This window comes from Nocardia sp. NPDC001965 (assembly GCF_053594175.1).
Map to the genome: position 1 here is coordinate 120193 of NZ_JBSFDZ010000012.1, position 15526 is coordinate 135718.

Below are 15526 nucleotides of genomic sequence, written 5' to 3' on the forward strand. Positions count from 1 at the left end.
TCCCGGAACTCACTCGGCCGGGGCCACCCATTCGCGACCCGCCCGCAAGCGCGCCATGGTGAGCTCGCGGCCCAGCAGTTCCATCGATTCGTAGAGCGGTGGGCTGATATGGGATCCGGTGACCGAAACCCGCACCGGAGCGAATGCCTTACGCGGCTTCAATTCCATTCCGTCGATGAGCGCGGCTTTCAACGTGTTCTCGATCTCGGACGCGGTCCAGGCGGTCAGCGGTTCGAGCGCGGAAATTGCGGCGTCCAATACCGGGACGGCGTCGGGTCCCAAATTCTTCTTGCCGGCGGCGGGGTCGATGGTGAACTCGTCCACCGGTATGAAGAGGAATCGCAGCAGACCCCATGCGTCGTCGAGGACGACAATTCGCGTCTGCACCAGATCCGCGGCCGCCGCGAAAATCTTCTCGTCCGTTCCGGTGCCTATATAACCGTGCTGTAAGAAAAATGTGCGCAACCGTCCGGCAAAATCGGCGGGCTCCAGCAAACGGATGTGTTCGGCATTGATCGCATCGGCCTTCTTCTGGTCGAAGCGGGCCGGGTTCGAATTCACTTTCGATATGTCGAACGCGGCGACCATCTCGTCCATGGAGAACACATCGCGGTCGTCGGCGATGCTCCAGCCGAGCAGTGCGAGGTAATTGAGGAGCCCCTCGGGAATGAACCCGCGCTCACGATGCAGGAAGAGGTCGGCCTCCGGGTCGCGTTTGGACAGCTTCTTGTTGCCCTGACCCATCACGAACGGCAGGTGACCGAATTCGGGGGTGAAATCGGTGACCCCGATCCGCCGCAGTGCGCCGTAGAGCGCGATCTGCCGCGGCGTCGACGAGAGCAGGTCTTCACCGCGCAGGACGTGGGTTATCCGCATCGTCGCGTCGTCGACCGGGTTGACCAGCGTATACAGCGGATCGCCGGTGCCGCGGGTGAGTGCGTAGTCCGGTACGGAGCCGGCTTTGAACGTGGTCTCGCCGCGAACCAGATCGTGCCAGGTGATATCGGTATCGGGCATTCGCAGCCGGACCACCGGCCCCCGCCCGGCGGCCTTGTATTCGGCGATCTGCTCGGCCGTGAGCTCGCGATCGAAATTGTCGTAGCCGAGTTTCGGATCACGTCCGGCCGCCTTGTGGCGCGCCTCGACTTCCTCTGGCGTGGAAAAGGATTCGTAGGCCTCACCGGCGTCGAGGAGTTTTTGCACCACATCACGGTGGATTTCGCGGCGCTGCGACTGCCGGTAGGGCGCATAGGGTCCACCGATTTCCGGCCCCTCGTCCCAATCGAGTCCGAGCCAGCGCAGGGCATCCAACAGCGCCTGATAGGACTCTTCGGAATCCCTCGCGGCGTCGGTGTCCTCGATTCGGAAGACGAACGTGCCGCCGTGATGGCGGGCGTAGGCCCAGTTGAACAGCGCAGTGCGGATGAGCCCGACATGCGGTGTCCCGGTGGGTGACGGGCAGAAACGGACCCGTACGTTTGTCATGGCTCTCTTTCGTTCAGCGTTTTGCGGCAACAGGATTGGTCAGCGTACCGATTCCGGAGACGGTCACCGACACAGTTTGACCGTCTTTCATCGGACCGACGCCCTCGGGAGTTCCGGTGAGGATCACATCACCGGGAAGCAGAGTCATCACGCGAGTGATCCATTCGATGATTTCCGGGATATCGTGCAGCAGTAGCGATGTGGTACTGCGCTGGCGTACTTCGCCGTCGAGTTCGGTGGTGATCTCGAGATCCGCGGGGTCGAGTTCGGTTTCGATCCACGGGCCCAGCGGGCAGAAGGTGTCGTAGCCCTTGGCCCGGGTCCACTGACCGTCCTGGGCCTGCTGATCGCGAGCGGTCACATCATTGGCGACGGTGTAGCCCAGGATGACGTCCTTGGCACGGGCGGCGGGCACGTCCTTACAGGGCCGCCCGATGACCACCGCGAGCTCACCCTCGTAGTCGACGCGGGAGGAGCTGGGCGGCAGGGCGATCGGAATACCGGGGCCGATGATGGAGGTGTTCGGTTTGATGAAGATCACCGGTTCGGCCGGGGCCTCCCCACCCATCTCCGCGGCGTGAGACGCGTAGTTCTTCCCGATGCAGATCACCTTGCTGGCGAGGATCGGAGCGAGGAGGCGGATATCGGGCAGCGACCAGCTGCGGCCGGTGAACGTCGGGGTGCCGAACGGATGTTCGGCGATTTCCTTTGCGGTCTCGCCTTCGATGGCGACGAACGCGACCCCGTCGGGGCTGGCAACTCGACCTAGACGCATGACCGAAGTCTATCCAGCCCGGTTCACCAGCCCGAATGCGCCCGACCGGTCGGTCCGGCCGGCGGAGAAACCGCGGCACTACTTGCGGACCACCCGGCCGAGAGGTGTACCGTAACCGACGTAAGTTCATACTTTGAGAATCTCATCTCAAATATTGAGATCCTTTGTTTCCGAGATGGGGAACCATGGCGCACACTTCATCGGCGGCCGTCCCGATCGCCGCACCCGGTAGGCAGATATCCTCCGCCCACCGCTGGCTCATGCTCGCCTTCGGGGTCTTCGCCCAGAGCACCAGCGCGATCTTCGTCCACGGCGTCCCGTTCCTGCTCCCCGCGCTCACCGCCGGTGGTATGCCACTGCCCACCGCCGGTCTGCTCGTCGCCATGCCCACCGTCGGCCTGTGCTGCACCTTGATCGCCTGGGGGTATCTGGTCGACCGGGTCGGCGAACGTATCGCCCTGGTCGCCGGGCCGGTGATCATGTGCGCGGCCGGTGCCGCGGCCGCTGTCACGACCAGCTACCCAGCTCTCGGAGTTCTGCTGTTCCTGGGCGGTATCGGCGCAGCCAGTACCAACGGCGCCAGCGGCCGGGTGATCGTCGGCTGGTTCCCACCCGACCGCCGCGGCCTGGCCATGGGAATCCGCCAGACCGGCCAGCCGCTGGGGGTCGGCATCGCGGCCATGTCGATTCCGCTGGTCGCGGACCGATTCGGAGTGGCGCCCGCCTTGAGCGTGCCCGCGATCCTGGCCGGACTGGCCGCGGTGTGCTGCCTGCTCGGGATCATCGACCCGCCCCGTCCCGCGCGGGCAGCGACCACCGGCACCAATCCCTATCGGGGCAGCAGCACCCTGTGGCGGATCCACGGCGTCTCGATCCTGCTGGTCGTCCCCCAGGCCACCGTCTGGACCTTCGCCCTGCTGTGGTTGCACCGCGATCTGGGCTGGTCGCTGGCCGCGGCCGGCGCCCTGGTCACCGGCACCCAGATTCTGGGGGCGCTGGGCCGGATCGGCGCAGGCGCCTGGTCCGACCGAGTCGGCAGCCGGATGAGGCCGTTACGTCAGGTAGCGGTCGCCGCGGTCGCCACGATGACCCTGCTGGCACTCACCTCGTGGACGCACTGGTGGTGGGCCGCGGTACCGCTGCTGGTGATCGCCTCGGTGGTCACGGTCTCCGACAACGGTCTCGCCTTCACCGCGATCGCCGAACGCGCCGGCCCGTTCTGGAGCGGCCGGGGCCTGGGTATCCAGAACACTGGGCAGAATCTGACCGTCGCCGCCGTACCGCCGGTATTCGGGGCACTGATCACCGCGACCGGTTTCCCCGCTGTCTATCTGGCGGCGGCCGCCTTGGCCGCGGTGGCGATCCCGCTCGTCCCGGTAAGGTCGGAAGAGCCCTCGGGATAGTCGTTCACACTGACCGATCGATCCGGGGCTGCTCCGGGCCCTGGATCGATCGGTCGGATCTCGATCAGGACCGCGGGATCGAACTCCACCCGAATCGTCTTGTCCGCCTCGATCTCAGCGCTGAACACTTGCCCCTCGGTGACCGTGGACTCCCATCGATAGGTGGCACCGTCCAGTACTCCGCGATGGATCCGGACCTTCGGCTGATGCTCGACGATCCAGTACTGCGGTATGCCCAGTTCCGCGTATTCGCGCACCTTACGCACACGGTCGGTGCGCTCGCTGCCGCTACCCGGGGAAATCACCTCCGCCACAAGCAGCAGGTCGATCCCCGGGATCAGCTTCGGCGACTCGTCGGCGATCACGGAACGCGCGACGTCGTAAGGAACCAAGGCGATGTCGGGTTTTCGCACGCCGGCCGGTGTGCTGACCTCCCATTCTCCGCCATCACACACGATCACCGCGGCATCGCCGAGCATTCCCTCGATCCTGCGGGCCAGCGTTCGCGCAATCCAGTTGTGCCGAGCCCCCGCTGCCACCTCGACCAACCACCCGTCTTCGAGTTCGAATCCTTTGCCGTCCTCCGGCCGGTCGTACAGATCCAGCACCGTGTACGGGCCGAAGCCGGCATCACTGGTGGCGTGCCACGCGGTCATGCTGCCTCCAAGTGCTCGGGCCGCCCATCAGGGACGCCCAGGTACCCCGATGGTATCGGACACGCGACCCGATTCCGCCCGCGGAACAACGGATCACCGAGGTCAGAGGGCGGCGGCAATCCGATCGCCGACCTCGGTGGTCGAGGCGGTGCCGGTGCGGCCGGAGAGATCCTTGGCGACCGCGTCCTGGATGCGGGCCGCGGCCGCCGATTCGCCTTTGTGCTCGAGCAGCAGCGACACCGAGAGGATCGCGGCGGTCGGATCAGCCTTGGACTGACCGGCGATATCGGGGGCGCTGCCGTGGACCGGTTCGAACATGCTCGGATTGGTCCCGGTGGCGTCGATGTTGCCGCTGGCCGCCAGGCCGATTCCGCCACTGACGGCGGCGGCGAGGTCGGTGATGATATCGCCGAAGAGGTTGTCGGTGACGATCACGTCGAACCGTCCCGGATCGTTGACCATATGGATGGTGGCGGCGTCGATGTGCTGGTAGGCCACCTCGACATCGCCGAATTCCGCGCCGACCTCGTCGACCGTGCGCTGCCACAGCGAACCGGCGAAGGCGAGCACGTTCGTCTTGTGTACCAGGGTGAGGTGCTTGCGCCGGGCCTGCGCCTTGGCGAAGGCGTACCGGACCACCCGTTCCACCCCGAACCGGGTGTTGGTGCTGACCTCGGTGGCGACCTCGTGCGGAGTGTCCACCCGGATCGCGCCACCGGTGCCGGTGTACGGCCCCTCGGTGCCCTCACGGACCACCACGAAATCGATATCCGGGGTACCCGCCAGCGGGCTGCCCACTCCCGGGTACAGCTTCGAGGGCCGCAGGTTCACATGGTGGTCGAGCGCGAAGCGGGTGCGCAGCAGCAGGCCGCGCTCCAGGACACCACTGGGTACCGACGGGTCGCCGATGGCCCCGAGCAGGATGGCGTCGTGCTGCTTCAGTTCGGGCAGTACCGATTCGGGCAGCACCTCGCCGGTGGCGTGGTAACGCTTGGCACCCAGGTCGTATTCGGTGCGCTCGACTCCGGGCAGTACCACATCGAGCACCTTGAGCGCCTCGGCGACGACTTCCGGACCGATACCGTCACCGGGGATCACGGCGAGTTTCATGACAACCACGCTTTCTACGAACGACGAGGCCGCGAACGGAGCGGGACGCGGCGGCGGGGCCGGGTACGCCTCGTCGCGGTCGTATCCGGTCGCGGCGACGGTTTTCCGGGTACCGACCGCCCCGGGCGCGCGGCCGGGGGCGGATCGGCCACCGTCGGTGCGCGCTACCCACCGGCCCGGACGGTAGCGCGCACGGATTACATCAGAAGAGGTCGACCAGGGCGACCTTGGCGGCGCCGACCGCGGCGGCGATCTCCGACCGCACCGCCTCGGGCACCTCCTTGTTGACCCGCAACACCACGGTGGCGCCTTCTTTGTTGGCGTCCTGGGTGAGCTGTGCGGCGAGGATATCGATCCCGGCGGCGCCCAGTGCGGTACCGACCTTGCCCAGCGCGCCCGGCTTGTCCTCGTAGTTGAGGACCGCCAGGTTGATGCCCTCGGCCCGCAGATCGTAGTTGCGGCCGTTGATGTTGACGATCTTCTCGACCTGCTGCGGCTCGGTCAGCGCGCCCGCGACATTGATGGTGCGGCCGTCGCCGAACACCGCGCGCAGATCCACCAGGCTGCGGTGGCTGGGGCTCTCGGTCGCGGTGGTGACCTCGGCGGTGATTCCGCGGGCCTCGGCCAGCGCCGGGGCGTTGACGAAGGTGACCTGGTCGTCGACATGGGCGGAGAACACGCCGCGCAGCGCCGCGAGCTGCAGCACCTCGACCGAGGAGGCGGCGAGTTCGCCGCGCACCTGTACCTCGACGCTCACCGGCAGTTCGTCGGCGAGCGCACCGAGCAGGGCGCCCTGTTTGCGCACCAGATCCAGCCACGGTGCGACATCGTCGCCGACGGTGCCGCCGGTCACGTTGACCGCGCCCGGCACGAACTCACCGGCCAGGGCAAGCAGGACGGACTTGGCCACATCCGTGCCTGCCCGGTCCTGGGCCTCGCTGGTGGAGGCACCCAGATGCGGGGTCACCACGACCTGCGGCAGGTCGAACAGCGGGCTGTCGGTGCACGGCTCGGTCTCGTAGACGTCGATACCGGCGGCCCGCACATGACCCGAGGTGATCGCCGCGGCGAGCGCGGCCTCGTCCACCAGGCCACCGCGCGCGGCGTTGACGATGATGACGCCCTTCTTGGTCTTGGCGAGCGCGTCCTCGCCGAGCAGGCCCTTGGTCTCCGGGGTCTTCGGCAGGTGGATGGAGATGAGGTCGGCCCGCTCGAGCACCTCGTCGAGGCTCAGCAGTTCGATTCCGAGCTGCGCGGCGCGCGCCGGGGAGACGTAGGGGTCGTAGGCGACGATCTTGGTCTCGAAGGCGGCGAGGCGGGCCGCGAACAGCTGCCCGATCCGGCCGAGGCCGATCACGCCGACGGTTTTGCCGAAGATCTCCACACCGTTGAAGCTGCTGCGCTTCCAGGTGTGCTCACGCAGCGTGGCATCGGCGGCCGGGACCTGGCGGGCCGCGCTCAGCAGCAGGGTGACGGCGTGCTCGGCGGCGGTGTGGATATTGGACGTCGGGGCGTTGACGACCATCACGCCGCGTTCGGTGGCGGCGGGGACATCGACATTGTCCAGGCCGACTCCGGCCCGGGCGACGATCTGCAGGTTCTTGCCGGCTTCGAGAACTTCGGCATCGACGGTGGTCGCCGAGCGGACGAGCAACGCATCGGCCTCCGGCACCGCGGCGAGCAGTGCGGGCCGATCCGGGCCGTCGACCCAACGGACCTCGACACCGTCACCGAGCGCGTCGACGGTCGACTGGGCGAGCTTGTCGGCGATCAGAACTACAGGACGGCCTGCTTGGCTCACAGTGGGATACTCCTGGATGTGGGGACGGCCAGTTGACGGGCCCAAGCTTAGTTCGGACCGATCCGGCCATGTCCCGCCCCCTGCTGTCGGTCTCCGGCGACCTGCGCGGACCCCGGTCGCCGGGTGTGCGGAATCACGCGCGTATCCCTGCCGACGCCGGGCCGAGCGTCGCCGGGATCGGGCGCCACGGCCCGCACCGGCCGGGCAGAGCACGTACCGGCACAGCGATACCCAGCCCCCGCGGGCGCCGACCCGAAAACGACGCGCGGCCCCGCACCTTTGTCAGGTGCGGGGCCGCGCTACATCGTCACATCACTCAGATGGAGCGAACATCCTGAGCCTGAGGACCCTTCTGGCCCTGCCCGATCTCGAACTCCACCCGCTGGCCCTCTTCGAGGGTCCGGAAACCACTACCGGAGACCGCGGAGTAATGCACGAAGACGTCAGGTCCGCCCCCGTCTTGCGCGATGAAGCCGAAGCCCTTCTCGCTGTTGAACCACTTCACACTGCCTTGAGCCATGATACTTACTTCATACTTTCTGTTGCGAGCCAGCCGGATCACGGTCGATCCATCTGATCTCCCTGACAACGATGCCACGATCCGGAAAGTTCCTCCACCTCGAAAACCCCCCACTGTGAGGGAGAACGCGGCTTTCGGACACCGGATATGACGTCCCGGTGCGTGCGATCCATCTCACGGACGACCCGCTTCCCCGCCCATACGGGCGGCCCCGGGAGATCCCGTAGTACCCGGGGATGATTCTTCAACCGAATCCGCCGAAGGTATGTGACTTTCGCGACCGTTGCGCAAGGGTGGGGGTCTATCGCTCTCCGGACGGTCGTTGTGGCTGTGCGGGAGGGCACAGTACGAGAGGATTCGACGTGTTACGCACGAACCGAGCACCCGCGACACACCGGGCGGCCACCCGTATCGCCGTCGCGAGTGCGATCGCCCTGCTTCCACTGGCCGCCGTGGCGGCTCCGGCGGTGGCCGACCCGGCGGCTCCGGCACCGGGCTACACCCAGGTCGACCGGGATCGGCACGGCGATCGCGACCGCGACCGCCATCGGGACCGCGACGACCGCCACGACCGTGACGGCTGGTGGGACCGTGACGACCACCGGGACCGGCATCACGACCGCGGCTGGCAGGATCCGGCCGGCTGGGCCCGCCACCTGCTGCGCGGCCTGTTCGGCAGCAGCTGACCGAATGCGGGCCCGCGTGGCCGCGGGCCCGCACCGGCCGATCGGCGAATTCGTATCGCACGATCCCGAAGGATTCGTATCGCACGATCCCGAAGGAATTGCGAAGCCACCGCTTCGGACCGATCCGGTTGTCCGCCCGTAGCGTAATCCGCCCGTGCCGGCACCTTCGCGCCCTAGGCTCGGTCCATGACCGAGCCTCGCAGACTCCAGGCGATCCCCGGTGGACGCGCCGAGCGTGCGCCCCGGCAGCCGGCGGACCCACCCGAACCGCTGTGGCGCGAGGTCCTCGGCGGGCAACTACGCACGCTGCGCACCGAGAAGCGGGAGACGCTCGCGGAAACCGCTGAGCGCGCAGGCATTTCACCGCAGTACCTCTCCGAGGTGGAGCGGGGCCGCAAGGAACCGTCCAGCGAGATGATCGCTGCCCTGGCGGGCGCGCTCGGTACCTCACTCGGCCTGCTCACCGAACTGGTGGCCGACGAACTCCGGGCCCGGCGCAGCCCCGTGGCCACCCGGCGGCCGGGTGCCGCCCCCACCGCGCTGCTGCGGGCAGCCTGACCGAGTCGCGACACCGGCCCGTCCCGGGTTCGCGATCACCGGGTGGGCACGGGACTCCTGGGCTCCAGTACCGAATCGACCAGTCCGTATTCGACGGCGGCCGCCGCGGTGAAGACCCGGTCGCGGTCGGTATCGTGCCGCAACTGTTCCGGCGTACGCCCGGTGTGCCGGGACAGGACGGTCTCGATCTCGGCACGCATCCGCACGAGTTCGTCTGCCTGCAGGATCAGATCGGGAATGGCTCCCTGCCCACGGGCCGCCGGCTGGTGCAGTACCACCCGAGCGTGCGGGAGAATGGCCCGGTGTCCGGCCGCACCCCCGGCCAGCAGGACGGCGCCGACCGCGATGGCCTGCCCGACGCAGGTGGTGTGCACCGGGGCGCCGATGTGCTGGATGGTGTCGTAGACCGCCAGCATGGAGGAAAGGTCGCCGCCCTCACAGTTCACATAGAAGGCGATCTCCTGACCCGGGCTCTCCGATTCCAGGTGCAGCAATTGCGCGATGAGCGCGTTCGCGACCCCGGAGTCGATGGGGGTGCCCAGATAGACGATGCGTTCGGCGAGGAGATGTGAATAGATATCGGTGATCCGCTCACCGCGCGGATGCTGGGCGATCACATTGGGAATCGTGTAACTGCTCATCGGGCCTCCCGTCGGCCTGGGTGTGCTCGGCGCCGTTGTCGTCGAGTCTTCGTTCGGTGGTCATGTGGGCTGTCGCCGCCGGGCGGCGCCCGGTCATGCGGAGATCCCGACCCGCTGCCGTTGCGGTACGACCTGTGCGAATTCGCCGACGATATGGTCGATGAAGCCGTATTCCTTTGCCTGGGGCGCACTGAACCAGCGGTCGTGCAGGGAATCCTCGTAGATCCGTTCGTAGGGTTGCCCGGTATCCGCGGAGATCAGGCCGAGCACTGTTTCCACCGTGTAGCGCAGATCGTCGGCCTGCACTTCGACATCCACCGCGGAGCCGCCGATTCCGGCCGAACCCTGGTGCATCAGGATCCGGGCGTGCGGTAGCGCGAAACGTCTGCCGGGTGTGCCGGAGGAGAGCAGGAACTGCCCAGCGCTACAGGCCAGTCCGAGCGCGAGGGTGGATACCGGGCTGGGCACGAGTCGCATGACATCGCGGATGGCCAGCATCGCCGGCACCGAACCGCCGGGCGAATGGATCCACAGCGAGATACCGGCCTCGCCGTCCTCGGCGGCGAGGGTGAGCAACTGGGTCGCCAGCAGGGTGCCGTTGTCGTCGTCGAGGGGTCCGTCGAGTACCAGGATGCGCCGGGACAGCAGTTGTTCCCGGGCGCGCCAGCCGAAGAGCGGGGATTTGTCGTCGTGAGCCATGTGCACCACGCTGCCGGACCGCGGGCTCGGGCGGGAGTGCGCGCTGCTGTGGGCAGATCCGCTCTCAGCAGCGGCGGCGGATCCGTCGGCCGATCGATACTCGAGCTTCACGCTGCGATACGTGGCCGAAACACAGCCTCCCTACCGTAATTCTTCGTATACGACGCTGTATACAACGCCGAATACGAGCAAGTCAGCGGGCTGACCTTTCCTGAGTGGAGGCCGAACGGCCATGTTTGCAGCCAGAACCGAAGAATCCGGAAATCCCATGACAGTTACGGCTTCACGCCACGCACGCAATCGCCGCGAGCGCCGGCGGGCCCGCACCCTCCTCGCGCTCCCGGCCGCCCTGTGCGCGACCGCGCTGGTGGTCACCGCCTGCGGTAGCTCCGCCTCGGATCAGGCCGGCGCGAACACCGCGTCCTGTGTCGATACCGCCGGTCCCGCGATCAAGGTCGGTTCGCTGAACTCGCTGTCGGGCACCATGGCGATCTCCGAGGTCACCGTGCGCGACTCGATCAAGCTCGCCGTCGACGAGATCAATGCCGCCGGTGGTGTGCTGGGCAAGCAGATCCAGCTGGTCGGTGAGGACGGGGCCTCCGAGCCGACGGTCTTCGCGGAGAAGGCCGAGAAGCTGATCAGCAGCGACTGCGTGGCCGCGGTATTCGGCGGCTGGACCTCGTCGAGCCGTAAAGCCATGCTGCCTGTCTTCGAGGACCGCAACGCCCTGCTCTACTACCCGGTCCAGTACGAGGGCCTGGAATCGTCGAAGAACATCTTCTACACCGGCGCCACCACCAACCAGCAGATCGTGCCCGCCCTCGACTATCTGAAGGGCCGCGGCGTGAAATCGCTCTACCTGGTGGGTAGCGACTACGTCTTCCCGCAGACCGCGAACCGCATCATCAAGGCCTACGCCGAAGCGAACGGAATCGAGATCAAAGGCGAGGACTACACCCCGCTCGGCTCCACCGATTTCTCCACCATCGTCAACAAGGTGCGCGCGGCCGATGCCGACGCGGTGTTCAACACGCTCAACGGCGATTCCAATGTCGCCTTCTTCCGCGAATACAAGAACGTCGGCCTGACCGCGAAGGATATGCCGGTGGTGTCGGTGTCCATCGCCGAGGAAGAGGTCGGCGGTATCGGCGTGCAGAACATCGCCGGTCAGCTGACCGCCTGGAACTACTACCAGACCGTGGACAACCCGCAGAACAGCGCGTTCGTCAAGGCCTACAAGGCGAAGTACGGCGCGAACAAGCCGACCTCCGATCCCATGGAGGCTGCCTATGTCTCGGTCCACCTGTGGAAGAACAGTGTCGAGAAGGCGCAGTCCTTCGCGGTCCCGGATGTGCAGAAGGCCGCGGGCGGTGTCACCTTCGAAGGCCCCGAAGGCCCGGTGACCATCGACGGCGAGAACAACCACATCACCAAAACCGCCCGTATCGGTGAGATCCGGCCCGACGGACTGATCTACAGCGTGTGGGACTCCGGTCAGCCCGTCGAACCGGATCCGTACCTGGCCGGTTACCCGTGGGCCGAGGGACTCGGGGGCTGACGCACCGTGGAAGCAGTCATCGGCCAGCTGTTCACCGGTCTGAGCCTGGGATCGATCCTGTTGCTCGCCGCCCTGGGCCTGTCATTGACCTTCGGTCAGATGGGGGTCATCAACATGGCCCACGGCGCGTTCATCATGGCGGGGTCCTATACGGCCTACACGGTGCAGGAATATCTGGTCTCCGATGCCGAGCTCTCGCTGATCGTCTCGCTGCTCATCGGGTTCGGTGTCGGTGGCCTCATGGGCGTCGCCCTGGAGGTGACGCTGATCAAACGCATGTACGACCGGCCGCTGGACACCCTGCTGGTGACCTTCGGTGTCGGCCTGATCCTGCAGCAGGCCGCCCGCGATATCTTCGGCGCGCCGGCCGTCCGTGTAGTCACTCCGGAATGGCTCGGCGGCGGGGTGGAGATCCTCGGGGCGGTGGTCCCGAAGACCCGGATCTTCATCATGTTGCTCGCGGTGCTGTGCGTGACCGCGATCGCGGTGACCATGAAGTACACCGCGATGGGCCGCCGGATCCGGGCCGTGGTCCAGCATCGGGATCTCGCGGAGACCAGCGGAATCTCCAGTCGCGGCACCGATATCACCACGTTCTTCATCGGTTCGGGGCTGGCCGGCGTGGCCGGGGTGGCGCTGACCCTGATCGGCTCCACCAGTTCCAATACCGGCGCCACCTACCTGGTGGACGCGTTCCTGGTGGTGGTGATCGGCGGCCTCGGGCAGATCCGGGGCGCGGTCCTCGCGGCAGTGGCGCTGGGACTACTGAACTCGTTCATCGAATACAGCACCACGGCCTCGGTCGCGAAGGTGATCGTATTCGTCGTCATCGTGATCTTCCTGCAGGTCCGCCCGCAGGGATTGTTCATCATCCGGTCGAGGAGTCTGGTATGAGGGGATTCTGGAGGACCCGCTGGAAGACCTACTCGGGTTTCGCGATCGCCGCCGTACTGCTGTTCGCGGTGGCGCCCGCGGTGCTCTCCGATTTCCGGCTGAACCTGCTGGGCAAGTTCCTGTGCTTCGGCATCGTCGCCGTCGGTATCGGGTTGGCGTGGGGTCGCGGCGGCATGCTCACCCTGGGACAGGGCGTGTTCTTCGGGCTCGGCGCCTACATCATGGCCATGCATCTGAAGATCTCCGACGCCCAGCTGCGCGGCGACGACGTCCCGGATTTCATGCAGATCGCCGGTATGCGCGAACTGCCCGGCTACTGGGTGCCGTTCGGTTCGCCGGTGGTCACGATCCTGGGCATCCTGATCGTGCCACCGCTGGTGGCGGTGCTGCTCGGGCTCGGTGTGTTCAAACGCAAGGTCAAAGGCGCCTATTTCGCGATCCTGTCGCAAGCGCTGGCGGCGGCGTTCGCGATCCTGCTGGTGGGTCAGCAGTCCACCGGCGGCAGCAACGGGCTCAACCGGTTCCGCAGTTTCTTCGGGCTGGCGCTCAACGATCCGGTCAACCGGCGGCTGCTGTTCTTCATCGCGGCGGCGACGCTGCTGGTGATCGTCGCGCTGACCCGGCAACTGATGTACAGCCGCTACGGCGAACTGCTGGTCGCGGTGCGCGATCAGGAGGAGCGGGTGCGTTTCCTCGGCTACGACCCGGCCAATGTGAAGGTCGTCGCCTACGCGGTGGCGGCACTGTTCGCCGGTATCGCGGGCGCACTGTTCGTGCCGATCGTCGGGATCATCTCCCCCGCCGATATCGGGATCGTGCCCTCCATCGCATTCCTGACCGGTGTCGCCATCGGCGGCCGCACCACTCTGCTCGGCCCGGTGCTGGGCGCGATCGCGGTGGCCTGGGCACAGACCAGCTTGTCGGAGAACTTCCCCTCCGGCTGGGTCTACGCGCAGGGCATCCTGTTCATCGTCGTGGTCGGTTTCTTCCCGGCCGGTCTCGCGGGCCTGGTCACGCTGGTGCGACGGCGACGACGCGACGACGCGAGGGACCCGGCACCGCCCGGTCCGGTACCCGAATCCACACCCGCTACCCCGGTAGGAGTGTCGTAATGACCGAACAGGTGGTGACGATGGCCGGCGGTCCGGTCGCCGGCGGTAACGCCGGTATGCACAGCGACTACCTCGAGGTCCGCGGGCTCAGCGTCGAATTCGACGGGTTCAAGGCGGTATCGAATGTCGATCTGACCCTTTTCCAGGGCGATCTGCGCTTCCTCATCGGCCCCAACGGTGCCGGGAAGACCACCATGATCGACGCGATCACCGGACTGGTCCCGGCGACCGGATCGGTGCAGAAGTCGGGAGTCGAACTGCTCGGCAAGAAGGTGCACCAGATCGCCCGGCTGGGCGTGGGCCGCACCTTCCAGACCGCCAGCGTGTTCGAGGAACTGTCGGTATTGCAGAACCTCGATATCGCCGCGGGCGCAGGCCGTTCGGTATGGACCATGCTCCGCCGCCGACCGGTCGAGGTCGCCGAATCGATCGAACAGGCGCTGGAGACCATCGGTCTCACCGCACTGCGCGACAAACCCGCCGGAACCCTGGCACACGGTCAGAAGCAATGGCTCGAAATCGGCATGCTCCTGGTCCAGAACGCCTCGGTCCTGCTGCTGGACGAACCGGTCGCCGGGATGAGCCAGGAGGAGCGCGAGGAGACCGGCAACCTGTTGCGCCGGATCGGTGGCGAACGCACGGTCGTCGTGGTCGAACACGATATGGACTTCATGCGCAATTTCGCCACCTCGGTGACGGTGCTGGCCCGCGGCGCGGTCCTCGCCGAGGGGTCGGTGGCCGAAGTCCAGGCCGATCCGGCGGTCCAGGAGGCATATCTGGGCACCGCCGCGGTCACGCACGAGCGCGTCCCGGCCCCGGTGGCCGAGCGCGAACACGCGGGGCCCGCGTCCGGGGAAACCGATGCGAGCGAACCGGTCCCGGACGAACGGGACGCGGGGCCCACCGGAAAGGAAGGGTGACCGCGATGCTGGAACTCATCGACGTCCACGCCGGGTACGGCCGCACCGAGGTCGTGCACGGGGTGGGGATCGAGGTCCCCGGTGACGGAGTGGCCGCGATCATGGGACACAACGGCGCCGGGAAGACCACGCTGCTGCGCGCCGCGGTCGGTCTCGTCCGCACCGGCCGGGGCCGGATCCGCTTCGACGGTGCCGATATCACCGCGCTGCGGCCGAGTGCCCGCGTGAAACGCGGGCTGGCCTATGTGCCGCAGGGGCAGCAGTGCTTCGGCCATCTCACCACCGCCGAGAATCTGCGGGTGGTGGCCGACGGCCGTCGACGCGGGTCCGCGTTGATCGATGAACAACTGGATCTGTTCCCGGCGCTGAAGGATCTACTCGACCGCCGCGCCGGACTGCTGTCCGGCGGCCAGCGCCAGCAGCTCGCCATCGCCCGCGCACTGATCACCGAACCGCGCATGCTGATCCTCGACGAACCCACCGAGGGCATCCAGCCGTCGGTGGTGGCCGAGATCGAGAACACGATCACCGAGCTGGTGGAACGCGGTGGTCTCGGAGTGTTGCTGGTGGAACAGCACATCGGTTTCGCCTTGCGGGCCGCGAGCCGGTACTACGTACTGGAGAGCGGCCGGGTCACCGCTACCGGGGCGGGCGGGGCCGGGGCCGTCGACACCGTTCGCGCCGCCATGACTCTCTAGGCTGCGCGTC

Annotated in this window: 16 protein-coding genes; 8 read left to right on the top strand and 8 right to left on the bottom strand. The window is 67.0% G+C overall.

Annotation, left to right across the window (positions count from 1 at the left end; translation table 11 throughout):
• Positions 1–9: 9 nt before the first annotated feature.
• Together gltX and ACWCPQ_RS19020 are read right to left on the bottom strand one after the other, a co-directional pair.
• Positions 10–1485: a glutamate--tRNA ligase gene (gene gltX, locus ACWCPQ_RS19015; RefSeq protein WP_449900462.1), complete on the bottom strand. Its 1476-nt coding sequence runs from the start codon at positions 1483–1485 to the stop codon at positions 10–12.
• Between the two features lie 13 nt (positions 1486–1498).
• On the bottom strand, positions 1499–2260 hold the full coding sequence (locus tag ACWCPQ_RS19020) for a fumarylacetoacetate hydrolase family protein (RefSeq protein WP_449900464.1): 762 nt from the start codon (positions 2258–2260) through the stop codon (positions 1499–1501).
• A gap of 185 nt (positions 2261–2445) precedes the next feature.
• Between ACWCPQ_RS19020 and ACWCPQ_RS19025 the strand changes: the two genes are divergently transcribed.
• Complete coding sequence (locus ACWCPQ_RS19025; protein WP_449900466.1) at positions 2446–3663, top strand: MFS transporter; 1218 nt, start codon at positions 2446–2448, stop codon at positions 3661–3663.
• Here the strand turns inward: ACWCPQ_RS19025 and ACWCPQ_RS19030 are convergent.
• The 4 genes from ACWCPQ_RS19030 to ACWCPQ_RS19045 all read right to left on the bottom strand — a co-directional run bounded on the left by ACWCPQ_RS19030 (position 3588) and on the right by ACWCPQ_RS19045 (position 7750).
• Positions 3588–4319, bottom strand: a complete 732-nt coding sequence (locus ACWCPQ_RS19030) for a Uma2 family endonuclease (RefSeq protein ID WP_449900467.1) — start codon at positions 4317–4319, stop codon at positions 3588–3590. The two genes, ACWCPQ_RS19025 and ACWCPQ_RS19030, sit on opposite strands and share 76 nt — an antisense overlap.
• A gap of 102 nt (positions 4320–4421) precedes the next feature.
• Positions 4422–5429, bottom strand: coding sequence for a 3-isopropylmalate dehydrogenase (locus ACWCPQ_RS19035; protein ID WP_449900469.1), 1008 nt, complete (start codon positions 5427–5429; stop codon positions 4422–4424).
• 202 nt (positions 5430–5631) lie between these two features.
• Positions 5632–7230: a phosphoglycerate dehydrogenase gene (gene serA / locus ACWCPQ_RS19040; RefSeq protein ID WP_449900471.1), complete on the bottom strand. Its 1599-nt coding sequence runs from the start codon at positions 7228–7230 to the stop codon at positions 5632–5634.
• 316 nt (positions 7231–7546) lie between these two features.
• Positions 7547–7750 carry a cold-shock protein gene (locus tag ACWCPQ_RS19045; RefSeq protein ID WP_357235719.1) on the bottom strand — a complete coding sequence of 68 codons (204 nt, stop codon included), beginning with the start codon at positions 7748–7750 and terminating at the stop codon, positions 7547–7549.
• A gap of 362 nt (positions 7751–8112) precedes the next feature.
• Between ACWCPQ_RS19045 and ACWCPQ_RS19050 the strand changes: the two genes are divergently transcribed.
• Together ACWCPQ_RS19050 and ACWCPQ_RS19055 are read left to right on the top strand one after the other, a co-directional pair.
• Positions 8113–8436 (top strand): hypothetical protein, encoded by a 324-nt coding sequence (locus ACWCPQ_RS19050; RefSeq protein ID WP_449900474.1) that lies wholly within the window; start codon positions 8113–8115, stop codon positions 8434–8436.
• A gap of 186 nt (positions 8437–8622) precedes the next feature.
• Positions 8623–8994 (top strand): helix-turn-helix domain-containing protein, encoded by a 372-nt coding sequence (locus ACWCPQ_RS19055; protein WP_449900477.1) that lies wholly within the window; start codon positions 8623–8625, stop codon positions 8992–8994.
• Between the two features lie 35 nt (positions 8995–9029).
• Here the strand turns inward: ACWCPQ_RS19055 and ACWCPQ_RS19060 are convergent, their stop codons facing one another.
• Positions 9030–9635: a ClpP family protease gene (locus tag ACWCPQ_RS19060; protein ID WP_449900479.1), complete on the bottom strand. Its 606-nt coding sequence runs from the start codon at positions 9633–9635 to the stop codon at positions 9030–9032.
• Positions 9636–9728: 93 nt separating this feature from the next.
• Entirely contained in the window at positions 9729–10334 is a 606-nt protein-coding gene (locus ACWCPQ_RS19065; protein ID WP_449900481.1) for a ClpP family protease, read from the bottom strand.
• A gap of 268 nt (positions 10335–10602) precedes the next feature.
• Here ACWCPQ_RS19065 and urtA point away from each other — a divergent pair, with 268 nt between their 5' ends.
• From urtA to urtE, 5 genes are read left to right on the top strand one after another with little or no spacing between them, the layout of a single operon-like run.
• Positions 10603–11892 carry an urea ABC transporter substrate-binding protein gene (gene urtA, locus ACWCPQ_RS19070; RefSeq protein WP_449900483.1) on the top strand — a complete coding sequence of 430 codons (1290 nt, stop codon included), beginning with the start codon at positions 10603–10605 and terminating at the stop codon, positions 11890–11892.
• Between the two features lie 6 nt (positions 11893–11898).
• Entirely contained in the window at positions 11899–12786 is an 888-nt protein-coding gene (urtB, locus tag ACWCPQ_RS19075; protein WP_449900485.1) for an urea ABC transporter permease subunit UrtB, read from the top strand.
• A complete protein-coding gene (urtC, locus tag ACWCPQ_RS19080) occupies positions 12783–13898 on the top strand; it encodes an urea ABC transporter permease subunit UrtC (RefSeq protein WP_449900487.1) in 1116 nt (371 codons plus the stop codon). Before urtB ends, urtC begins: the two co-directional genes overlap by 4 nt.
• Positions 13898–14818 carry an urea ABC transporter ATP-binding protein UrtD gene (gene urtD / locus ACWCPQ_RS19085; protein WP_449900489.1) on the top strand — a complete coding sequence of 307 codons (921 nt, stop codon included), beginning with the start codon at positions 13898–13900 and terminating at the stop codon, positions 14816–14818. Before urtC ends, urtD begins: the two co-directional genes overlap by 1 nt.
• A gap of 5 nt (positions 14819–14823) precedes the next feature.
• Positions 14824–15516, top strand: coding sequence for an urea ABC transporter ATP-binding subunit UrtE (urtE, locus tag ACWCPQ_RS19090; protein ID WP_449900603.1), 693 nt, complete (start codon positions 14824–14826; stop codon positions 15514–15516).
• The last annotated feature ends 10 nt before the right edge of the window (positions 15517–15526 follow it).